Consider the following 16,812-nt stretch of genomic DNA (forward strand, 5'->3'; position numbering starts at 1 on the left):
GCAGATCAATGGTCTTGACCGCCGATCGATAGTGCACGTATCTAATTCGTTGTTTTGCGATTCAAGTCAGCCACCTCCATCGATAAGGGATACTTATCGGAGGTGATAGGGCAGTTATGGTTAACAGCTCCTGACGGAAGTAAGGTCCGATATTGCTACTGATTAGCGGTGATAAACAAGGTTTGCAGGGGTATGCGGGCGTTTTTTAATGTGATTTCTTACGCCCTTTTCAGGCAGATTTCGTAGTCTTTTTTCAAATAAGCGGTGTTGCTCGCCCTTCCGCCCTTTACCTCCATGCTCTTTGGCGTCGTGCTCTGATGACCGTGAGTTTCTAAAGGGGCGCAGCTATTCGGTAGACCGATCATATAGAGAACGGCAGGGGCCGGAAGCCGGTATCGTCGAGCGCAGGCTTGTCCTCCCATATGGCCATATCGGCTCGGAGCTCCGATTTTGGCCAAGTTGAAGACTACTGCCTTGCTCCGGCGATGAGCGCACGCACCCCATGAAGGTCGGACGCGAAGGCGACACTGAGATCACGCATCTCCGCAGTCGGCTCCATCAAATCTGGGACCATGACAGTCATCATGCCAGCCGCAGCCACCGAGCGAACCCCGTTGTCAGAGTCCTCTAGGGCGTGACACAGGTGAGGATCTGTCTTCAATAGCTGCGCAGCTTTGAGGTACGGATCGGGCGCGGGCTTGCTGGCTGCGTAGTCACCGTGCGCAACAATATGATGGAATCGACTTTTCATTCCAAGTCGATCCAGATGATGGTCAGTGCTCTCCCGAAACGAAGATGTCGCGATCGCGCGAGGAATATTCAGCCGGTCCAGTTCATCTAGCAATTCAACAACGCCGGCTTTGATTGCAAGTCCTTCTTCCGCCATCAAACCAAAGTGCCGGAGCCATGAGGCCCGGAAAGCGTCTATGGGAAATTGAGCGCCGTAGTTCTCCAGCATCTGTGTTCGTATGGCTGCCCAGGGACATCCGAGCATTTGGCGGTGGATATCGTCTGTCATAACGTGGCAGCCTTCGGCTGCGGCTGCAAACAATGCGTCACGATAAAGAATCTCGGTATCGAATATGAGGCCATCCATATTGAAGACGACGGCTGCTGGGAATCTTGGAAGCTTCATTTGGTCGGCAATTTACTGGGTTTTGGAAAGAGACACCATCTTTCTGCCTCGATTGCGTCCGCGAAACAAGCCTGCATAAGGCGAGCTGGACCTTTCGACCTTGGTCGAGGTCGATCCGACGTTGTCCGTCATAGGACCGTTTAACGGACAGATGTGCAAAAAACGGGTCATTGGGTTTTTGAGCAGTTCAGCCGCCACCAGCTACAGTGCCCGCGCCCCGGCGTTCCGGGGCATCACCCAATGATTTGCCCCGCTCCGGCCGGCTTTTTTGTCTCGACAGGGAGGGGCAGCCTTGCTTGCATATATAAGAACTGATATCATTCGCAGCAGTTAAAGGAGGTGCAATACCATGGCATCTATCACGATCCGAAACGTGCCCGACGAAGTGCATCGGGCGCTTCGGGTGCGCGCTGCTCAGCACGGTCGCAGCGCCGAGGCGGAAATTCGCATCATCCTGGAACAGGCCGCCAAGCCGGAAGGCCGAGTCAAACTCGGCAGCCTGCTCACACAAATAGGCCAGGAAGTCGGCGGCTTCGATCTGACGATCGAGCGAGACCGCACCCCGTCGCCGCCGGTGAGCTTTGAATGATCCTGCTCGATACCAACGTCATTTCCGAGCCGCTCAAGTCGCAACCCGATCCACGGGTGGCCGCATGGATCGATACGCAGGCCGTCGAAACCCTCTACGTCGCTGCGATCTCACTCGCGGAATTGCGCTACGGCATCGCCGTGCATCCTGACGGCAAGAAGAAACAAGCCGTGCAGGAAAAGCTTGATCGGTTGATGCTGCCTTTGTTCCGGGGCCGCATCATGCCGTTCGATGAAGCCGCCGCCCAGGCTTATGCCGAGCTGCGGGCCGCAGCGGCGAAGAAGGGCAAGGCGATCGGCGATTCAGACGGCTATATCGCTGCCACGGCCAAGGCGAATGGTCTGATGATCGCCACCCGCGACACCAGCCCTTTCGAGGCCGCCGGCCTGACTGTCATCAATCCGTGGGAGGCATCTAATGGCTGAAAAACTAACGCCTTCCGATCCAGCGGCGGCATGACGCGCAACAGTGCGGCGCAAAGATTTGGGGATAGACCATGATCGATTCGAGCATCATCGGGGTGAAGAATCTCAGGGATGGAGACAACATCAAAGACTTCTTCAACAGATTCTATAAAAGTGATCTCGCGCGGGACTTTGGGGTCTATCGTCTGTCACTGGACGTTCTTCGAGAAGAAATCCAAAAGCACATCGTAGAACACGGCCTTTCGGCGGTGTTCTACAACACCATAACTTGCGACGAGATAATGCATCCGGGGCTTCACACCGATCAAATCGAGGCGATCGTTCTAGGGATTATGCAGAGGTTGGATGGAGTGAAGCACCTGCTTATCATCGATCCATACTTCTATGACGACAATCCAACGTCCTTGACGCTGCTTGGGAAGATTGTGGCCTCGATGGCGAGCCGGCTAGTGGATGGAATCTAACGCTTGGTGCCCGCGTTTAACGGCGGCGATGATTTTGTCGGGATCGGCGGTCCAAGTGAAGGGCTTTGGCTTTTTGTTGTGCTCAACGAGGAAACGGTTGATGGCGGCCTGGAGATCGACGACGGAATGGAAAACGCCGCGTTTCAGACGCCGCTTCGACAGCCTGGCGAAGAAACCCTCCACCGCGTTGAGCCATGAGCTTGAAGTCGGAGTGAAGTGGAAGGTGAAACGCTCGTGACGGTCGAGCCAGGCTCTCACCTTGGGATGCTTGTGGGCAGCATAGTTGTCGAGGATGACGTGGACGGCCTTGTCGTCCGGCACCTGGGCGTTAATGGCGTTGAGGAAGCGGATGAACTCCTGATGACGATGACGCTGCATGTTGCGGCCGATGACGGTGCCGTCGAGCACGTTGAGGGCGGCAAACAGCGTGGTTGTGCCGTGCCGCTTGTAGTCGTGGGTCATGGTGCCGAGCCGACCCTTCTTCATCGGCAGGCCCGGCTGGGTGCGGTCGAGCGCCTGGATTTGGCTTTTCTCATCGACCGACAACACGACGGCGTGGGCTGGCGGATCAACATAGAGGCCGACAACGTCTCGCAGCTTGTCGACGAATTTCGGGTCGTTGGACAATTTGAACTGCCGCCACCGATGAGGTGCGAGGCCATGCGCTTTCCAGATACGCCTGACTGCGCTGGCGCTGATGCCGGCGGCCGTCGCCATCATGTCGGCCGTCCAGTGCGTCGTCTCGCCCGGCGGATCAGCCAGCGTCAGGGCCACCACACGCTCGGCGACATCGGGTCCGAGCCGCACAATACGCGACGGCCGCGTCTTGTCGCGCAGGAGACCCTCGACGCCTTCTGTGGCGAAGCGCTCTTGCCAGCGCCATACGCAGGTCTTCGATTTGCCGGTCTGGCGCATAATCTCGACAGTTCCGACGCCATCGGCACTCAGCAGGATGATCTCGGCCCGCCAGACGTGCTTTTGGGGCGCATTGCGATCCCTGGTCAAGGCCATCAGGCGTTGGTGATCTGTTGGCGAAACGGTGAACGATATTCCTGTGCGCATGCGCCAGACTCGCATGCCAACCCAGCAAATGGAATCCCATACAGGACTCTTATGTCAGGCGGTAACCACTAGAGAGGGTCACGATCATCACCAACGGCTCACGAGCAAACAAGCGCGAAGCAGTGCACAGCGTTTTCCAGAATGTGGTGCCGATGATCCAGATCAAGGACAGTATTTCGGATGAATTTCATGACCGCTACTGGCTCGATATTGACAGTGCAAAAGGAATCGTTGTCGGCACTTCCCTCAATGGGATAGGAAAGAAAATCTCCATGATCGACTACGCCACATCCGCAGACTCGATGGAGATTCTGCGCCTCGCGGCGCATCTGCTCTAGGTAGCAAAGCGAGACAAAACTGCAGCTTGGACGCGGGCGTTACAGGACGCAGGAGGACAAATGCGATGAACCAGCGATCCCCGATCGACACCATGACGGCCGATCAAGAGCGTGCCTTTCTGCACGAGCTGGAACGCAGCAACGACGCCGAGGCCAAAGCGCACCTGGCCGGTGGTGCGTCGATCGTCTACCGCGAGCAGACCACGCCGCCCGGCCACATCATCCGCAAATATCCCGATGGCCGCCGCAAGCTGCTGCACTACGTCGGCGGCCTCCCCATCGTGGTGCGCGAGCTGCCGCCGGCGAAATGAAAAGGGCCGGGATGCCCGGCCCTTGTTGCGTTCCTCACTGGCGTTCGACCTAGATGCTTCGGCCGAGGTTGTCGGTTTTGGGGTCTGAGTAGCAACGGAACAGAAAACATAAACCAGCTCGCTGTCATGCATTTCTAATGGTGCGCTATGTCAGGTTCAGCCCGCCATCCGACAGCAAAATTTCGCCGGTCAGGTAGTCTGAGGCTACCAGCATAGCGACGATTTGGGCGATATCCTCCGGTCTGGCGGCTCTGCGCATGGGCGAACGCTCACGCCAAAGCTGTTGAGCAGCGGTCCAATCCGCCGTCAGAGGCGTATCCACCAAACCAGGGGCAATGGCATTCACTCTGATATCCGGTGCAAGCGATACTGCAAGCAGGCGAGTCACGTGGTTCAACGCGGCTTTGGATGCGGCATAAGGGATTGATGCACCCTTGGGCCGGACGCCAGCGTGTGAGCTGACATTGACGACACAGGCAGGTCGACCGTGCCGGGCTGCATCTCTTAGAGCGGTTTCGGCTTCCGCCACGAGGCGAAATGGGGCTACCACATTGACCTCATGCAGCTCGTTCCAGATGGCAGGCGAGGCGTCCATAAGATTGGCATGGGGAATAACGCGGCTGATGCCGGCATTGTTGACAAGGACATCAAGCCGATCTCCTCAGGATACAGCCTCCCGCACAAGCCTGATCCTGTCAGCATCATCGGCCAAATCGGCTCGGATGTACGTAGCTTTTCCAATTCAGCGGCTAACGTGAGTCCAGTTCCAGCAGAACTGCGCTAATGCAGAACTACGGCATACCCTTCGCTGGATAGCCGGCGGGCTATCGCGGCGCCGATGCCGGACGTGGAACCAGTCACGAGGGCAACGGGCGAGGCACTCTTTAAGGTTTGGATCAAAGAATATTTCTCCGTTTTGCGGCAAGAGGGCTGAGAAGCACCGGAACAGAAAAGCCTTCACAAGCTCGCTGACAGGTACCATCAACACCGGCTGCGGCCATTGCGGGGCGGCCGGAGTTCATCACATATGACAATCTAAGGTGGACAGGGTTTCAGCGGCTATAGGTTTCTGCACTGGATTTGAAGAAGAATAAGCAGACCTCAGCGATACCACGCGCCGGTGACCGCTTTTGCAACAAACCCCGGTTTGATGCAACGATGGGGAGCAGATCGCAATGGCTCCCAGAATACCTCCGAATTTCATAAATACCCGTGCAGAAACCTATAGCCGATAAACTCCCTGCCGTCTAAGTTAATGTGGAACGGGGAGCGCCGATGCTGATTGGTTATATGCGGGTTTCGACCAGCGAGCAGAATCTCGATCTCCAATGCGACGGTCTTGAACGCGCCGGATGTAAGAAGATTTTCGACGACGTATGCTCGGGACGTGCAACAGAACGGCCTGGTTTGGCTAAAGCGCTTGAGATTGCGCGGGCTGGTGACGCTCTGGTGGTGTGGAAGCTCGATCGCATCGGCCGCTCGCTCGCCCATGTGGTCGAGCCTGGTCAGCGACCTTCAGAAGAAAGGGATCGGCCTGAGGTCCTGACCGGTGACGTGGACACCACGACGACAACCGGCCGCCTTGTCTTCGGCATCTTTGCCACCCTCGCGGAGTTCGAGCGCGATCTCATCCACGAACGCACCATGGCGGGGCTGGCAGCGGCGCGTGCCCGAGGTCGGGCTGGCGGGCGACCGCGCGTCATGACACTGAAGAAGCTGAAGGCGGCCATGGCTATGATGGCAGATCGCGACAACGCTGCGCGTGATGTCGCGGCTGAACTTGGCGTGTCGTTATCAACGCTCTATGCCTACGTTGATGCCAAGGGAAAGCCCCGCGAGCGGGCAAGTGATCTACTGGCAAGCAAGCGTCGAGCGAAGCGCGACAACAGCATACAGGTGTAAAAGACCGTGCCGGTAGGATACCTGAGCGAGAGCCAGGCGCGGGAATATGGTCGTTTTCCCGACGAGCTTACCCCGGACCAATTGGCTCGCTATTTCCACCTCGATGACGCCGATCGTGCGTTCGTCGCCGTGCATCGCGAGGATCACAATCGTCTAGACGTCGCCGTCCAGCTCGGATCGCTACGCATGCTCGGCACCTTTCCGGAAGACCCCACAGCGGCACCAGTTTCAGCTCTGCGCTTCACCGCCCGGCAGCTTTCGCTCACCGAGCCCGAAGAGTTGATTGCCGAATATGCCCGCAGCGAAGGGCGCTAGCGTCATGCGCCTCGCATTCGTCAGCACTACGGCTACCGGACCTATACCGATTATGGTGTCGCGTTCCGTCTCAACAGCTTTCTTTACGCCCTGTGCTGAACGGGATCGGACCGACCGTCGGCTCTCTTCGACCGGGCCGTCGCATGGCTGCTAGAAGCCAAGGTCCTGCTCCCGGGTCTGTCTGTGCTGGAAAGGGCCGTGGCAAGGGTTCGCACACAGGCGAACAGGCGGCTACATAGATTGCTGATCGAGGCGATGACGCCAGAACAGCGGGAACGGCTTGATAGCCTGCTCGCTGTTCCGGAGGGCGCCCGGCAAAGCCCGCTCGATCGGCTGCGCGACGGGCCGTACATTCAAAGCGGACGGGAGATCAGCCTTGCACTCGGCCGTCTGGAAGAGATCCGCAGCCTCGCAAGCGGCCTGCCGTCGCTCGATCGGCTGCCCTTGGGTAAAGTCACGGCGCTGGCGCGGTTCGCCAGCGCTGCAAAGGCTCAAGCCGTTTCGCGTCTGCCGGCCGACCGGCGCGCGGCAACCCTGCTGGCCTTTATTCGAACACTCGAAGCATCCGCCGGGGATGATGTCATCGATCTGTTCGATGCGGTCACGACATCGATGGTGTCGGAGGCGTCGTCGGCTGCCAAGCTGGCAAGATTGCGGTCGCTGCGAGACCTGGATGCAGCGGCACTGAAGTTGCGCGACGCGGCGATCGTCATTCGCGATCCCGAAACGCCCGACGATGCAGTCCGCACCGCAATCTTCGACCTGATCGACAGGCAGGCGCTTGACGCGGCCGTCGAGCGTGTCGGCACCCTCGCGGAACCTCACGACGACACCTACTTTACCGAACTCAGGAAGCACAATCGCAAGATTGCCTATACGCCGGGACTGCTCGCGGGCCTCGTTCTCGGCGCGGCTCCCACCGGCCGGCCCTTGCTGGAGGCCATTGATTATCTCCGTGTGGTTCATTCCGGTCGCAAGCGCGCCGGCCCACCACCAACAGCCTTTGCGCCAAAGGCATGGCACACCCAACTGAAGACTGCCGATGGCGCCGTCGATCTGACGGGGTATCGGCTCTGCATCCTGGACGAACTGCGCCGCGCCATTCGCCGGCGCGACATCTTTCCGGTTCGCTCACTGCGGTATGCCGATCCGCGCAAGGGGCTACTATTAGGTCCGGCATGGGAAGCTGCACGTCCGACGGTCTGCCGCACCGTCGGAGTGTCCACCGTTGCTGATGAAGAACTCGGGCGTTTGTCGAGCCAGCTAGACCGAGCCTATCGGGAAACCGCCGATCGTGTCCCGCTGAACCCGGCCGTCACCATCATCAATACCTCGGAAGGCTCAGACCTGTCCCTTGATCGCCTGGAAAAGATCGAGGACCCGCCTAGCCTCACCGCGCTGCGCGCCGCGATCGATGCGCGTCTGCCTCGGCTCGATCTACCCGAACTGATTATGGAAATGCATGCGAGAACCGGCTTTGCCGATGGCGAACTTACGTTCGACCTTATGGCCGACCCATATCTGGCAGTTGGACCAATAGCGCAAAGAAGTGATCGATATGATTCGCATGACATGGTTGGGCCAAGCAAATCAAGTCACCAGATTATCGCCAGAATCGACAACCTGATAAGCTGATAGATAGTGTCGTTAGTACGTGTGTACTATTCGAAGTTCTCCCATTGAAGCGAATCTGTGGTCTTTTGATCACAACCTGAGATTATTGAAATCGAGGCCAAAGAATGGCATTTTTCTGCTAATAAAACTAGGGCATGCATCGGATATCTCATCCGCGGGATCCCAAGCGCCGGAGTGTCTTTGAGGACATGCGCATGAACATTTCGTTGTTTCTATCAAAGTGGGCAGCAAGGCTGCACATCTCGGCAATCCTCTTGACTGCGTTTTTTGCGATGATCTCTTCCGAGACTGCGAGCGGGGCCACCTCGCCATGCCCGACTTTGAATGCGACCGTGGTTCAGGGCGGTTCTGTGGTCATCGACGTTTCCAGCTGCGATGGTCCAGACAATTTCGGCATCGGCTGGAACGGAGTGCAGCCCGCTCACGGAACGATCTCGATCAGTTCGCAGAGCGGGTCGGGCACGCAGACCGTCACCTATACCCACAACGGCGATTCGGCCACCAGCGACACCTTTCCGCTGGAAGACGAAGACGGCAACAACATCACCGTCAACATCACCATCACCCCGTCGCGGTCGGCGAGCATCGCGGTGAGCCCGTCCAGCCGAAACGAAGACAGCGGCGCGGCCTTCACCTACACGGTGACGCTGAGCCAGACCAGCAGTTCGGCGACCACGGTGAACCTGACCAGGAGCGGGACCGCGACCAGCGGCACCGACTACAGCGGCGCTGTTAGCAGCGTCGTGGTGCCCGCCAATGCCACCACCGCCAGCTTTCCCATCACCCCGGTCGCGGACAGCACGGTGGAGCCGGACGAGACGGTGATCTTCAGCGTCGCCAGCGGCACCGGCTACGGCATCGGCAGCCCTTCCAGTGCCACCGCCACCATCCTCAACGACGACGTGCCCACCGCGTCGATCGCGGTGGCTCCGTCCAGCGTGGCCGAGGACGGAGCGGCCAACTTGATCTACACCGTCTCCCTTAACCAGGCGGCGCAAAGCGCAGTGTCGATTGCTTTCAATGTTGGCGGCAGCGCGAGTTCCGGCACTGACTACGCAGCCGTCAGTTCGCCGCTGGTGATCGCCGCCGGGCAGACCAGCGGTACCATCACCATCAATCCGACCGCCGACAGCACCGTCGAACCTGACGAAACCGTGGTGATCAGCCTCGCCGCGGGTAGCGGCTACAGCGTGGGCTCCCCAAACAGCGCCACCGGCACCATCCTCAACGACGACCAGCCGTCGCTGTCGATCAACGACGTGTCGTTGAACGAAGGCAACGCCGGCACCAGCAACTCCACCTTCACCGTCTCGCTGAGCCAGCCGGCCGGAGCCGGTGGCGTTAGCTTCGATATCGCCACCGCCGACGGCACCGCAACAGCGGGCGTGGACTATGTCGCGTCCAGCCTGACCGGGCAGACCATTCCCGCCGGCAGCAGCAGCGCCACCTTTACCGTGCTGGTCAACGGCGACCCGCTCAACGAGCCGAACGAAACCTTCTTCGTCAACGTCAGCAACGTCTCCGGTGCCAGCGTGGCCGATGCGCAGGGCGTGGGCACCATCGTCAACGACGACGCGGTGCCGTCGCTGTCGATCGACGACGTCAGCGTCAACGAAGGCAACAGCGGTACCAGCACGGCCACCCTCACGGTGAGCCTGAGCGCAGCCAGCGGGCAGACCGTCTCGGTCAACTACGCCACCGCTGACGGCACAGCAACGGCCGGCAATGACTATGTCGGCCGCTCCGGCACGCTGACCTTCGCGCCAGGCACCACCGCGCAAGGCGTGGCGGTGACGGTCAATGGCGACATTGCAGTGGAGCCCAGCGAGACCTTCAGTGTCGGCCTGTCCGGTGCCAGCAACGCCGGCATCGCCCGTGCCACCGGCACCGGCACAATCCTCAACGACGACGCGGTGGTGACGGTCGGGCCGGCATTGCTGCCAGCGGCTACCGCGGGCAGTGCCTACAGCCAGACCCTGAGCGCCAGCGGCGGCACCGCGCCGTACACCTTCGCGGTCAGTGCCGGCACGTTGCCGGCCGGGTTGAGCTTGAGCCCCGCCGGCGTGCTGTCCGGCACGCCCACCGCCAGCGGCAGCTTCAACTTCACCGCGACGGCGACCGACAGCGCCGGCAGCCCCACCAGCGGCAATCGCGCCTACACGCTGGCCGTGGCCAGCCCGACGATTACCCTGCCGGCCACTACCCTCGCGGGCGGTACTGCTAACCAGCCGTACACGGCTGCCATCAATCCGGCGACCGGCGGCATCGCGCCGTACACCTATGCGATCAGCGCCGGCGCGTTGCCGGCTGGAATCACGGTCAACAGCGCGACTAGCGCACTCAGCGGCACGCCGACCGTGACCGGTAGTTTCAGTTTCACCTTGACCGCGACCGACAGCACCACCGGCACCCCCGGGCAGGCGAACCAGAGCTACAGCCTGAGCATCATATCACCGACGCTGACCATCACGCCGTCGACATTACCGGCAGGCGCCATCGGCGCGGCCTACAGCCAGACCCTGGGCACCAGCGGCGGCACCACGCCGTACACATATGCAATCTCCGCCGGCGCTTTGCCGTCTGGGCTAAACCTGACGACTGCGGGCGTGCTCTCCGGCACGCCGACCACAAACGGGAATTTCAACTTTACGATCACTGCGACCGACGCTAACAACGCCACGGGATCTGCCAGCTACAGCCTTGCTATTGGCGTACAGGCCCCGATCGCGGGCAATGTCGTAGCTACGGTGTCGGCCAACTCCTCGGCCAACTCGATAACGCTTAATCTGAGTGGCGGCTCTGCCACATCGGTCGCGATCGCAACCCAGGCCAGTCATGGCATGGCAACCGCATCAGGATCGTCGATCACCTATACGCCGACGACCGGCTATTTTGGATCAGACAGCTTCAGTTATAGGGCAACCAACGCAACCGGCACGAGCTCGGCTGCGACGGTGACCATCACGGTGGCGGCTCCAACCTTCACCTTCTCGCCTGCAGCCGGGACGCTGACGGCCGGAACGGTGAACGTGACCTACAGCGAGACCTTGACGGCCTCGGGCGGTACGGCTCCCTACAATTACTCTGTCACGACAGGCGCTCTGCCGACCGGCCTTACGCTCAATAGCTCGACCGGCACCATTACCGGTTCGCCGACCACAAACGGCAACTACAACTTCACGATCACTGCGACCGACGTCAATACCGTTACTGGATCGGCAACCTATGCCATATCCGTGACGACCCCATCGGTCACACTCGCCCTGTCCCCGGCATCGGGGGCCTTAGCGGGGGCAGCGGTCGGAACCGCCTACAATCAATCGATCACCGTGACCAACGGGACGGCACCCTATACCTATTCGGCGACCGGCCTTCCGGCAGGGCTCACCCTCAATACATCCACCGGAGCGATTACCGGCATGCCGACGACGGCAGGCAATTACACCATCGCGCTGACTGTCACTGACAGTGCCAACCCGGCCGATACTGGCAATGCGTCTTACACGCTTGCGGTCGCTGCAGCACCAGCAGTGACATTCAGCTTCTCGCCGGCTGCAGGCACGCTCCCTGAAGCCATGGCGGGCGAGGATTATAGCCAGCAGATCTCCGCCACCGGCGGAGCCACGCCGCTGATCTATAGCCTTGCGTCCGGCATTTTACCGGATGGGCTGACGCTGAACGTCTCGACGGGCGAACTAAGAGGTCCGATTAGCGCAACGGCGACGGTGAAGGATTATGCATTCACGCTTCAGGTCCGCGATAATAATGGTGCCACCGGGACCGCGGCATACACGCTGACCGTCAAGGAGCGCACCGTCAGCGTCACCGACAAGGTGGTGACTGTGCCAGCGGGCGGAACTCCGAACAATGTCGACCTCACAAGCGGCGCGACGGGCGGCCCGTTCGTCTCTGCAGAAATTGCCTCCGTAGAGCCGGCGAATGCCGGAACACTCTCCATCGTTCGCGGCGAGTTCGCGCAGGCGAGCACACCGACCGCGCTTGGGTGGTATCTGAAGTTTACTCCTAATCCGGCCTATTCCGGGCGGGTGCAAGTTAACTTTCGCCTGAGCAGCGCGCTTGGTACGTCCAACACCGGAACCGTCACCTATAATATCGGCTACGATGCCGCCAAGGTCGCCAGCGACATCGATACTCTGGTGCATGGCTTCGTGCGCAGTCGCCAAAGCATGATCTCATCGACGATCTATGTTCCGGGCCTTCTTGAACGCCGACAGATGGGGCAGTCGACCGATCCGGTCACCGCTCGCATGATGCCATCCGAAAACGGTATGACGGTCAACTTCTCGACCAGCCTTGCGCAGATGGAATCAGCGCGTGATGCGGATGAGGACGCCGGCGGTGGGTATTCCTCGCCGTTCAATATCTGGATTGACGGCGCGTTCCTCGCCCATAACGACAAGGATATTAATGGCAGCAAGTGGGGCCGCTTTGCCATGCTAAACCTGGGCGCTGACTATCTCCTCACCGAAAAGGCCTTGGTTGGCCTTTCCTTCCATTACGACTATATGACCGACCCGACGGATGAGGACGCGATGCTCACGGGTAACGGCTGGCTCGCCGGTCCCTATGCGTCGCTCGAGATTGGCAAAGGTGTGTTCTGGAATGCCAGCCTGCGCTATGGCGGATCGAGCAACGATATCGATACCGTATTCTGGGATGGAACCTTCGACACGACACGCTGGATGGCCGACACCTCGATAGTGGGGCAGTTCAATGTCGATCAGGAGACGACCCTCTCTCCGAAACTTCGGGTGGTATATTTCTCCGAAAAGGTCGAAGACTACACTGTCCAGAACAGCGGCGGCGACGCGATCAGCATCGACGGGTTCAAGGAAGAACAGTTTCGGGTCAGCCTTGGCGCGGAAATCGCCCGGTCGTTCACGCTGGAAAACGGCGGGAAGCTTACTCCGAAGCTTGGGCTGACGGGCGGTTTCTCTGGTCTAGACGGGTCCGGCGCGTTTGGGCAGATCACCGCCGGTCTTTCAATGCAGACAGCTGAAATGTGGTTGCTAGATGCAAGCCTACTCTTCAATCTCGAAGGCGAGGGTGAGAAATCAGCCGGCGCTCGTGTGAGGGCAAGCAAGCAGTTCTGAAGGACGAGACCAAAGGACCACCTTCTGACGCCGATGCGACGCGTCGGCGTAGACGGCCGCGGTGCAACGACGAGACATAGGTATCCACCAGCATTGATAACTAGCGTTGGTGGGCTCATCGCTATCTTCGTTGTGATGTTTGTCGTTCCGAACGATCGCGCTCGTTGGTGAAATGTTGGTCCGCGACCGCACTAAGCGGGGTGATTTCTCTCTTATTAGGCGAGCATAAAATAATCATCGCGTAATCCTCTATTGCTTTTCTTCCCTATTTGTTCCTTTCGCTAGTGTCTCGAGCGCGGCAGAGTTGAGCATTTCACTAACACACATGCGATCGGCGTTGCAGCTACGGGGTGTGATTTTAACCCCGTTTTGAGTACGAAAAGGTGATCGACTGTGGTAATTTAAAATGCGAGCATTGCTTATGAGAAAATTTGTGCCGGGCAAGCGAAGGGATGAAGAATTCGATACGGAGAAGGCTCAAGCCTTAATCCGGATTATTATCGTCACCGGAGCGATTATTTATACAATCGTGCCAATACTGGCGGGCACCGCGCCGGTGGAGGCCTGGGGAGTGCAGATCCTCTACTGCTACTTCTGGCCATTTTCAATCGTGGTCTACTATTGGATTTCAAAGCGACCAGGAGAAAACCTAGTTCGTAGAGGCATAACGATCAGCCACGACCTCAGCGCGCTCACTTACACGATCGCGGTTGGGGGGGCCACGTTCCTCCCGCTCTTTGCGATCATGCTCTGGGTGACGGTTGGGAATGGTCTGCGCTACGGGCAAGCTTACCTCGCGGTGTCAACTTTAGGTACGCTCATTGGGATTGCAGTAATCACACACTTCAATTCCTATTGGAACGATAACCCCTTTATGGTCCTCACCTTTGCGGTCACCACTGTGTTGGTGCCCGCGTACATCTATGCTCTGCTCGGACGACTGCATAAAGCTTACGCTGCCGAACAGGAAGCAAACCTTTCAAAATCGCGGTTCCTCGCCCAGGCGAGCCACGATTTGCGGCAGCCAATCCATGCGATTAGCTTGTTCACGGCGTGCCTGCGCGATTCCAGCTTGCAGCAAAAAGAATTGCAAATGGTGGAAAACATTGACCGATCGTTGCAAAGCGTGTCGCGCCTGTTCAAATCTTTGCTGGATATTTCGACGCTGGATAGCGGCACGGTCACGCCGAAATGCGAGAACATTACGATCGCCGAGGTCATTGAAGATGTCCTGCGGCAAAACTCCGAAGCGGCACATCTGAACGCCGTTGAGCTGCGCGTCGTGACCTGCGATGTCGCTGTCGAGATTGACCGTGCTTTGTTTACTACGATGTTGCAGAATATCGTCAATAACGCTGTCAAATATGCCGCCGGCCGGGTCATCCTCATCGGTTGCCGGCGCCGCTCAGGACGCTTGGCTGTGCAGGTCTATGATCGCGGCCCAGGCATCCCATTCGAACATCAGGCAAAGGTCTTTGAAGAGTTCTATCAGGTCCGTGAACGGGGCGACAAAGATGTGGAAGGTGTAGGCCTTGGTCTGCCGATCGTCCGGCGACTTGGGCACCTGCTCGATATCGACGTGGACCTGCGCTCGGTGCCAGGTAGTGGAACTTGCGTGACACTGGGCAATCTGCCAATCGTGCGCAAGGAGGCGCGGATGGAACCGAAGCCCGTCGCAGGACAGCCGATGATAGTCAACGGGCTGCGCGTGCTTCTGGTTGAGGACGACGAAGCCGTGTTGGCGGCGACGGCAAGTCTTCTACGCAAATGGGGATGCGAGGTTCAGGCGGAACCGGCGATACCCAAAAATCTGGCGGAATGTGATTTGCTGATAACCGATTTCGACCTTGGCGGTGGCATCACCGGGACGGAGTGCATTTCATTCGTTCGCGAGCGGAGCGGTAGGGACATCCCGGTTGTGGTTATGAGCGGCCATGACGAAGCACGCGTCAGAGAGGATCTAGGGTCCGCAGAAATCCCGATCCTATCCAAACCGGTTAGGCCGGCCGAACTGCGCTCAATCATCGTGGTCAAGGCGCTGGAAGCCCGCAAGATGATGGCGATGGGCTAGACGACCCCTCCTAGACGCATCGCAACCAATGCTGCGCGGGGCTTTATCGACAGCGAGAGGCTCGTTGCAGCCGTAGGTCGTGGCCGGCTCGCTAGTACATGTGAGCTAGTTCCCCCCGCTGGCGGTTCGCGATAAACGAAGGGCAGGGCCATTCAACTGGAGGTAACCCGCCTCCCAGGGCCCAGTACCACTCGTGCATCGTCCTCATTCGTATTTAAATTTTGGAGAGAGATAGTGAAGCGTTTAATTATGATCGCCGGCCTGGCGATGCTTGCAGGATGCGTGAACCCATATGTCGGCGGCAATGTGGATAAGATCAACCCGGAATACGCACGGCAGCATCTGATAAGGGGCAAAACAACCAAGGAAGAAGTCCGCCGGGCATTCGGGGAACCATCGCCGAGCTTGTCTAGCATCCAATCCAACGGTACCGAGGATTGGGTATACACCGCAGAAAAGGGCACCAATATGCTCGACGCTGCCAGCTCTCTTATTCCTGTGGCGGGCATCTCGACTGCCTCTCATATCGCTCAAAGTGGACGCCGGGACAGCCAGTATCAGCTGCTGAAAATCTGGTTCGACAAGCGGGGGATTGTCGATCGCTGGGGCATGTAAGGATTTGACGACGTGCGAGGCTGCAAAAATGTAGCCTCGCCAGTTCGCCCAACCGCGTGAGACGTTTTAGGATTACCAGGAACCGGCGCTCGAAAGGACACCTTCCTTGGGTACTGAGTGCATTATAATAGCGGACGATCACCCCGTATTTCGCGACGGCTTGTGCTCATTGATTGCACGTCTTGTGCCAGACGCGACCGTGCTGGGCGTGGATACGTACGAGGCGGCCGTTGCGCTGGCGAGAGCAGAGCCTCAGCAACCGAGCATGTTCGTCCTCGATCTGTTTTTCTCGCGCACCAACATCCGATCGGAGCTCGAGGCCCTTCGGCACGAGTTCGACCGTTCCACGATCGTCGTCGTCACCATGGCCGAGGATCGAGCGACAATGCAGGCAGTACTTGCCTGTGGCGTCAACGGATTTATCAACAAGTCCGTCTCCCCAAAGGAATTGACCGATGCCCTTTTGGCCATGCGCCAAGGGGAAATCATCGTCCGCCTACCGGCCAATGCTTATACGGCCAACGTTAAGGAGGTACACCTGAGCGAACGTCAAGCCGAAGTCTTGAACCTTGTCGCAGCCGGCAAGACGAACAAGGAAATCGCTTCGGCTCTTGAGATATCGCCATTTACCGTTCGCATCCACGTCTCGGCAATGATGCGCGCGCTTGGCGTTTCTTCACGCTCCGCGGCAGTGACCAAGGGCATCAGTGAAGGCTTGGTCAATGTAGATGACAAACAGCTCATGTAACGGGGCCGCGACTGTAAGCCGCCCCTCAGGTGGTTCTCACGGGTAGACTAGTACAGCTGTCCTAATTGCGCCTTGGACTCTTTTCTTG

12 protein-coding genes and 3 pseudogenes are annotated in these 16,812 nt (G+C 58.8%); 12 read left to right on the top strand and 3 right to left on the bottom strand.

The window, feature by feature from the left end; translation table 11 throughout:
- Nucleotides 1–466 precede the first annotated feature (466 nt).
- Nucleotides 467–1,135: an HAD family phosphatase gene (locus J5274_RS25160; RefSeq protein WP_219275717.1), complete on the bottom strand. Its 669-nt coding sequence runs from the start codon at nt 1,133–1,135 to the stop codon at nt 467–469.
- Nucleotides 1,136–1,484: 349 nt separating this feature from the next.
- On the opposite strand from J5274_RS25160, the gene J5274_RS25165 reads away from it, so the two are divergent.
- The 3 genes from J5274_RS25165 (at nt 1,485) to J5274_RS25175 (ending at nt 2,613) form a co-directional block, all read left to right on the top strand.
- Nucleotides 1,485–1,724, top strand: a complete 240-nt coding sequence (locus J5274_RS25165; RefSeq protein ID WP_209186126.1) for an Arc family DNA-binding protein — start codon at nt 1,485–1,487, stop codon at nt 1,722–1,724.
- Nucleotides 1,721–2,149 (top strand): type II toxin-antitoxin system VapC family toxin, encoded by a 429-nt coding sequence (locus tag J5274_RS25170; RefSeq protein ID WP_209186127.1) that lies wholly within the window; start codon nt 1,721–1,723, stop codon nt 2,147–2,149. The genes J5274_RS25165 and J5274_RS25170 overlap by 4 nt, the downstream gene beginning before the upstream one ends.
- A 71-nt stretch (nt 2,150–2,220) precedes the next feature.
- Nucleotides 2,221–2,613 (top strand): hypothetical protein, encoded by a 393-nt coding sequence (locus J5274_RS25175; RefSeq protein ID WP_219275718.1) that lies wholly within the window; start codon nt 2,221–2,223, stop codon nt 2,611–2,613.
- On the opposite strand, the gene J5274_RS25180 is transcribed toward J5274_RS25175, so the two are convergent.
- Nucleotides 2,596–3,675: an IS630 family transposase gene (locus tag J5274_RS25180; RefSeq protein ID WP_111223089.1), complete on the bottom strand. Its 1,080-nt coding sequence runs from the start codon at nt 3,673–3,675 to the stop codon at nt 2,596–2,598. The genes J5274_RS25175 and J5274_RS25180 overlap by 18 nt on opposite strands.
- 152 nt (nt 3,676–3,827) lie before the next feature.
- Here J5274_RS25180 and J5274_RS25185 point away from each other — a divergent pair, with 152 nt between their 5' ends.
- Both J5274_RS25185 and J5274_RS25190 read left to right on the top strand, forming a co-directional pair.
- Entirely contained in the window at nt 3,828–4,013 is a 186-nt protein-coding gene (locus J5274_RS25185; protein WP_219275719.1) for a hypothetical protein, read from the top strand.
- 65 nt (nt 4,014–4,078) lie between these two features.
- Nucleotides 4,079–4,324 (top strand): hypothetical protein, encoded by a 246-nt coding sequence (locus J5274_RS25190; RefSeq protein ID WP_219275720.1) that lies wholly within the window; start codon nt 4,079–4,081, stop codon nt 4,322–4,324.
- Nucleotides 4,325–4,469: 145 nt separating this feature from the next.
- Here J5274_RS25190 and J5274_RS25195 read toward each other — a convergent pair.
- Nucleotides 4,470–5,224 (bottom strand): annotated as a pseudogene (locus J5274_RS25195) (SDR family NAD(P)-dependent oxidoreductase).
- A gap of 375 nt (nt 5,225–5,599) precedes the next feature.
- On the opposite strand from J5274_RS25195, the gene J5274_RS25200 reads away from it, so the two are divergent.
- The 7 genes and pseudogenes from J5274_RS25200 (at nt 5,600) to J5274_RS25230 (ending at nt 16,724) form a co-directional block, all read left to right on the top strand.
- Nucleotides 5,600–6,226, top strand: a complete 627-nt coding sequence (locus J5274_RS25200; protein WP_219275721.1) for a recombinase family protein — start codon at nt 5,600–5,602, stop codon at nt 6,224–6,226.
- 6 nt (nt 6,227–6,232) lie between these two features.
- Nucleotides 6,233–6,691, top strand: a pseudogene (locus J5274_RS25205) (DUF4158 domain-containing protein); the annotation flags it as partial.
- 48 nt (nt 6,692–6,739) lie between these two features.
- The gene (locus tag J5274_RS25210; RefSeq protein WP_257625763.1) at nt 6,740–8,176 is read left to right on the top strand and encodes a hypothetical protein; all 1,437 of its coding nucleotides are present in this window, start codon (nt 6,740–6,742) and stop codon (nt 8,174–8,176) included.
- Nucleotides 8,177–8,370: 194 nt separating this feature from the next.
- Nucleotides 8,371–12,066, top strand: a pseudogene (locus J5274_RS25215) (beta strand repeat-containing protein); the annotation flags it as partial.
- A 1,645-nt stretch (nt 12,067–13,711) separates the two neighbouring features.
- On the top strand, nt 13,712–15,361 hold the full coding sequence (locus J5274_RS25220; protein ID WP_219275723.1) for a hybrid sensor histidine kinase/response regulator: 1,650 nt from the start codon (nt 13,712–13,714) through the stop codon (nt 15,359–15,361).
- A gap of 234 nt (nt 15,362–15,595) precedes the next feature.
- On the top strand, nt 15,596–15,976 hold the full coding sequence (locus J5274_RS25225; protein ID WP_219275724.1) for a hypothetical protein: 381 nt from the start codon (nt 15,596–15,598) through the stop codon (nt 15,974–15,976).
- A gap of 160 nt (nt 15,977–16,136) precedes the next feature.
- Complete coding sequence (locus J5274_RS25230; protein ID WP_374113770.1) at nt 16,137–16,724, top strand: LuxR C-terminal-related transcriptional regulator; 588 nt, start codon at nt 16,137–16,139, stop codon at nt 16,722–16,724.
- The last annotated feature ends 88 nt before the right edge of the window (nt 16,725–16,812 follow it).

The sequence above is a fragment of the Rhizobium sp. L51/94 genome (assembly GCF_019355555.1).
GTDB classification, from domain to species: domain Bacteria; phylum Pseudomonadota; class Alphaproteobacteria; order Rhizobiales; family Rhizobiaceae; genus Rhizobium; species Rhizobium rhododendri.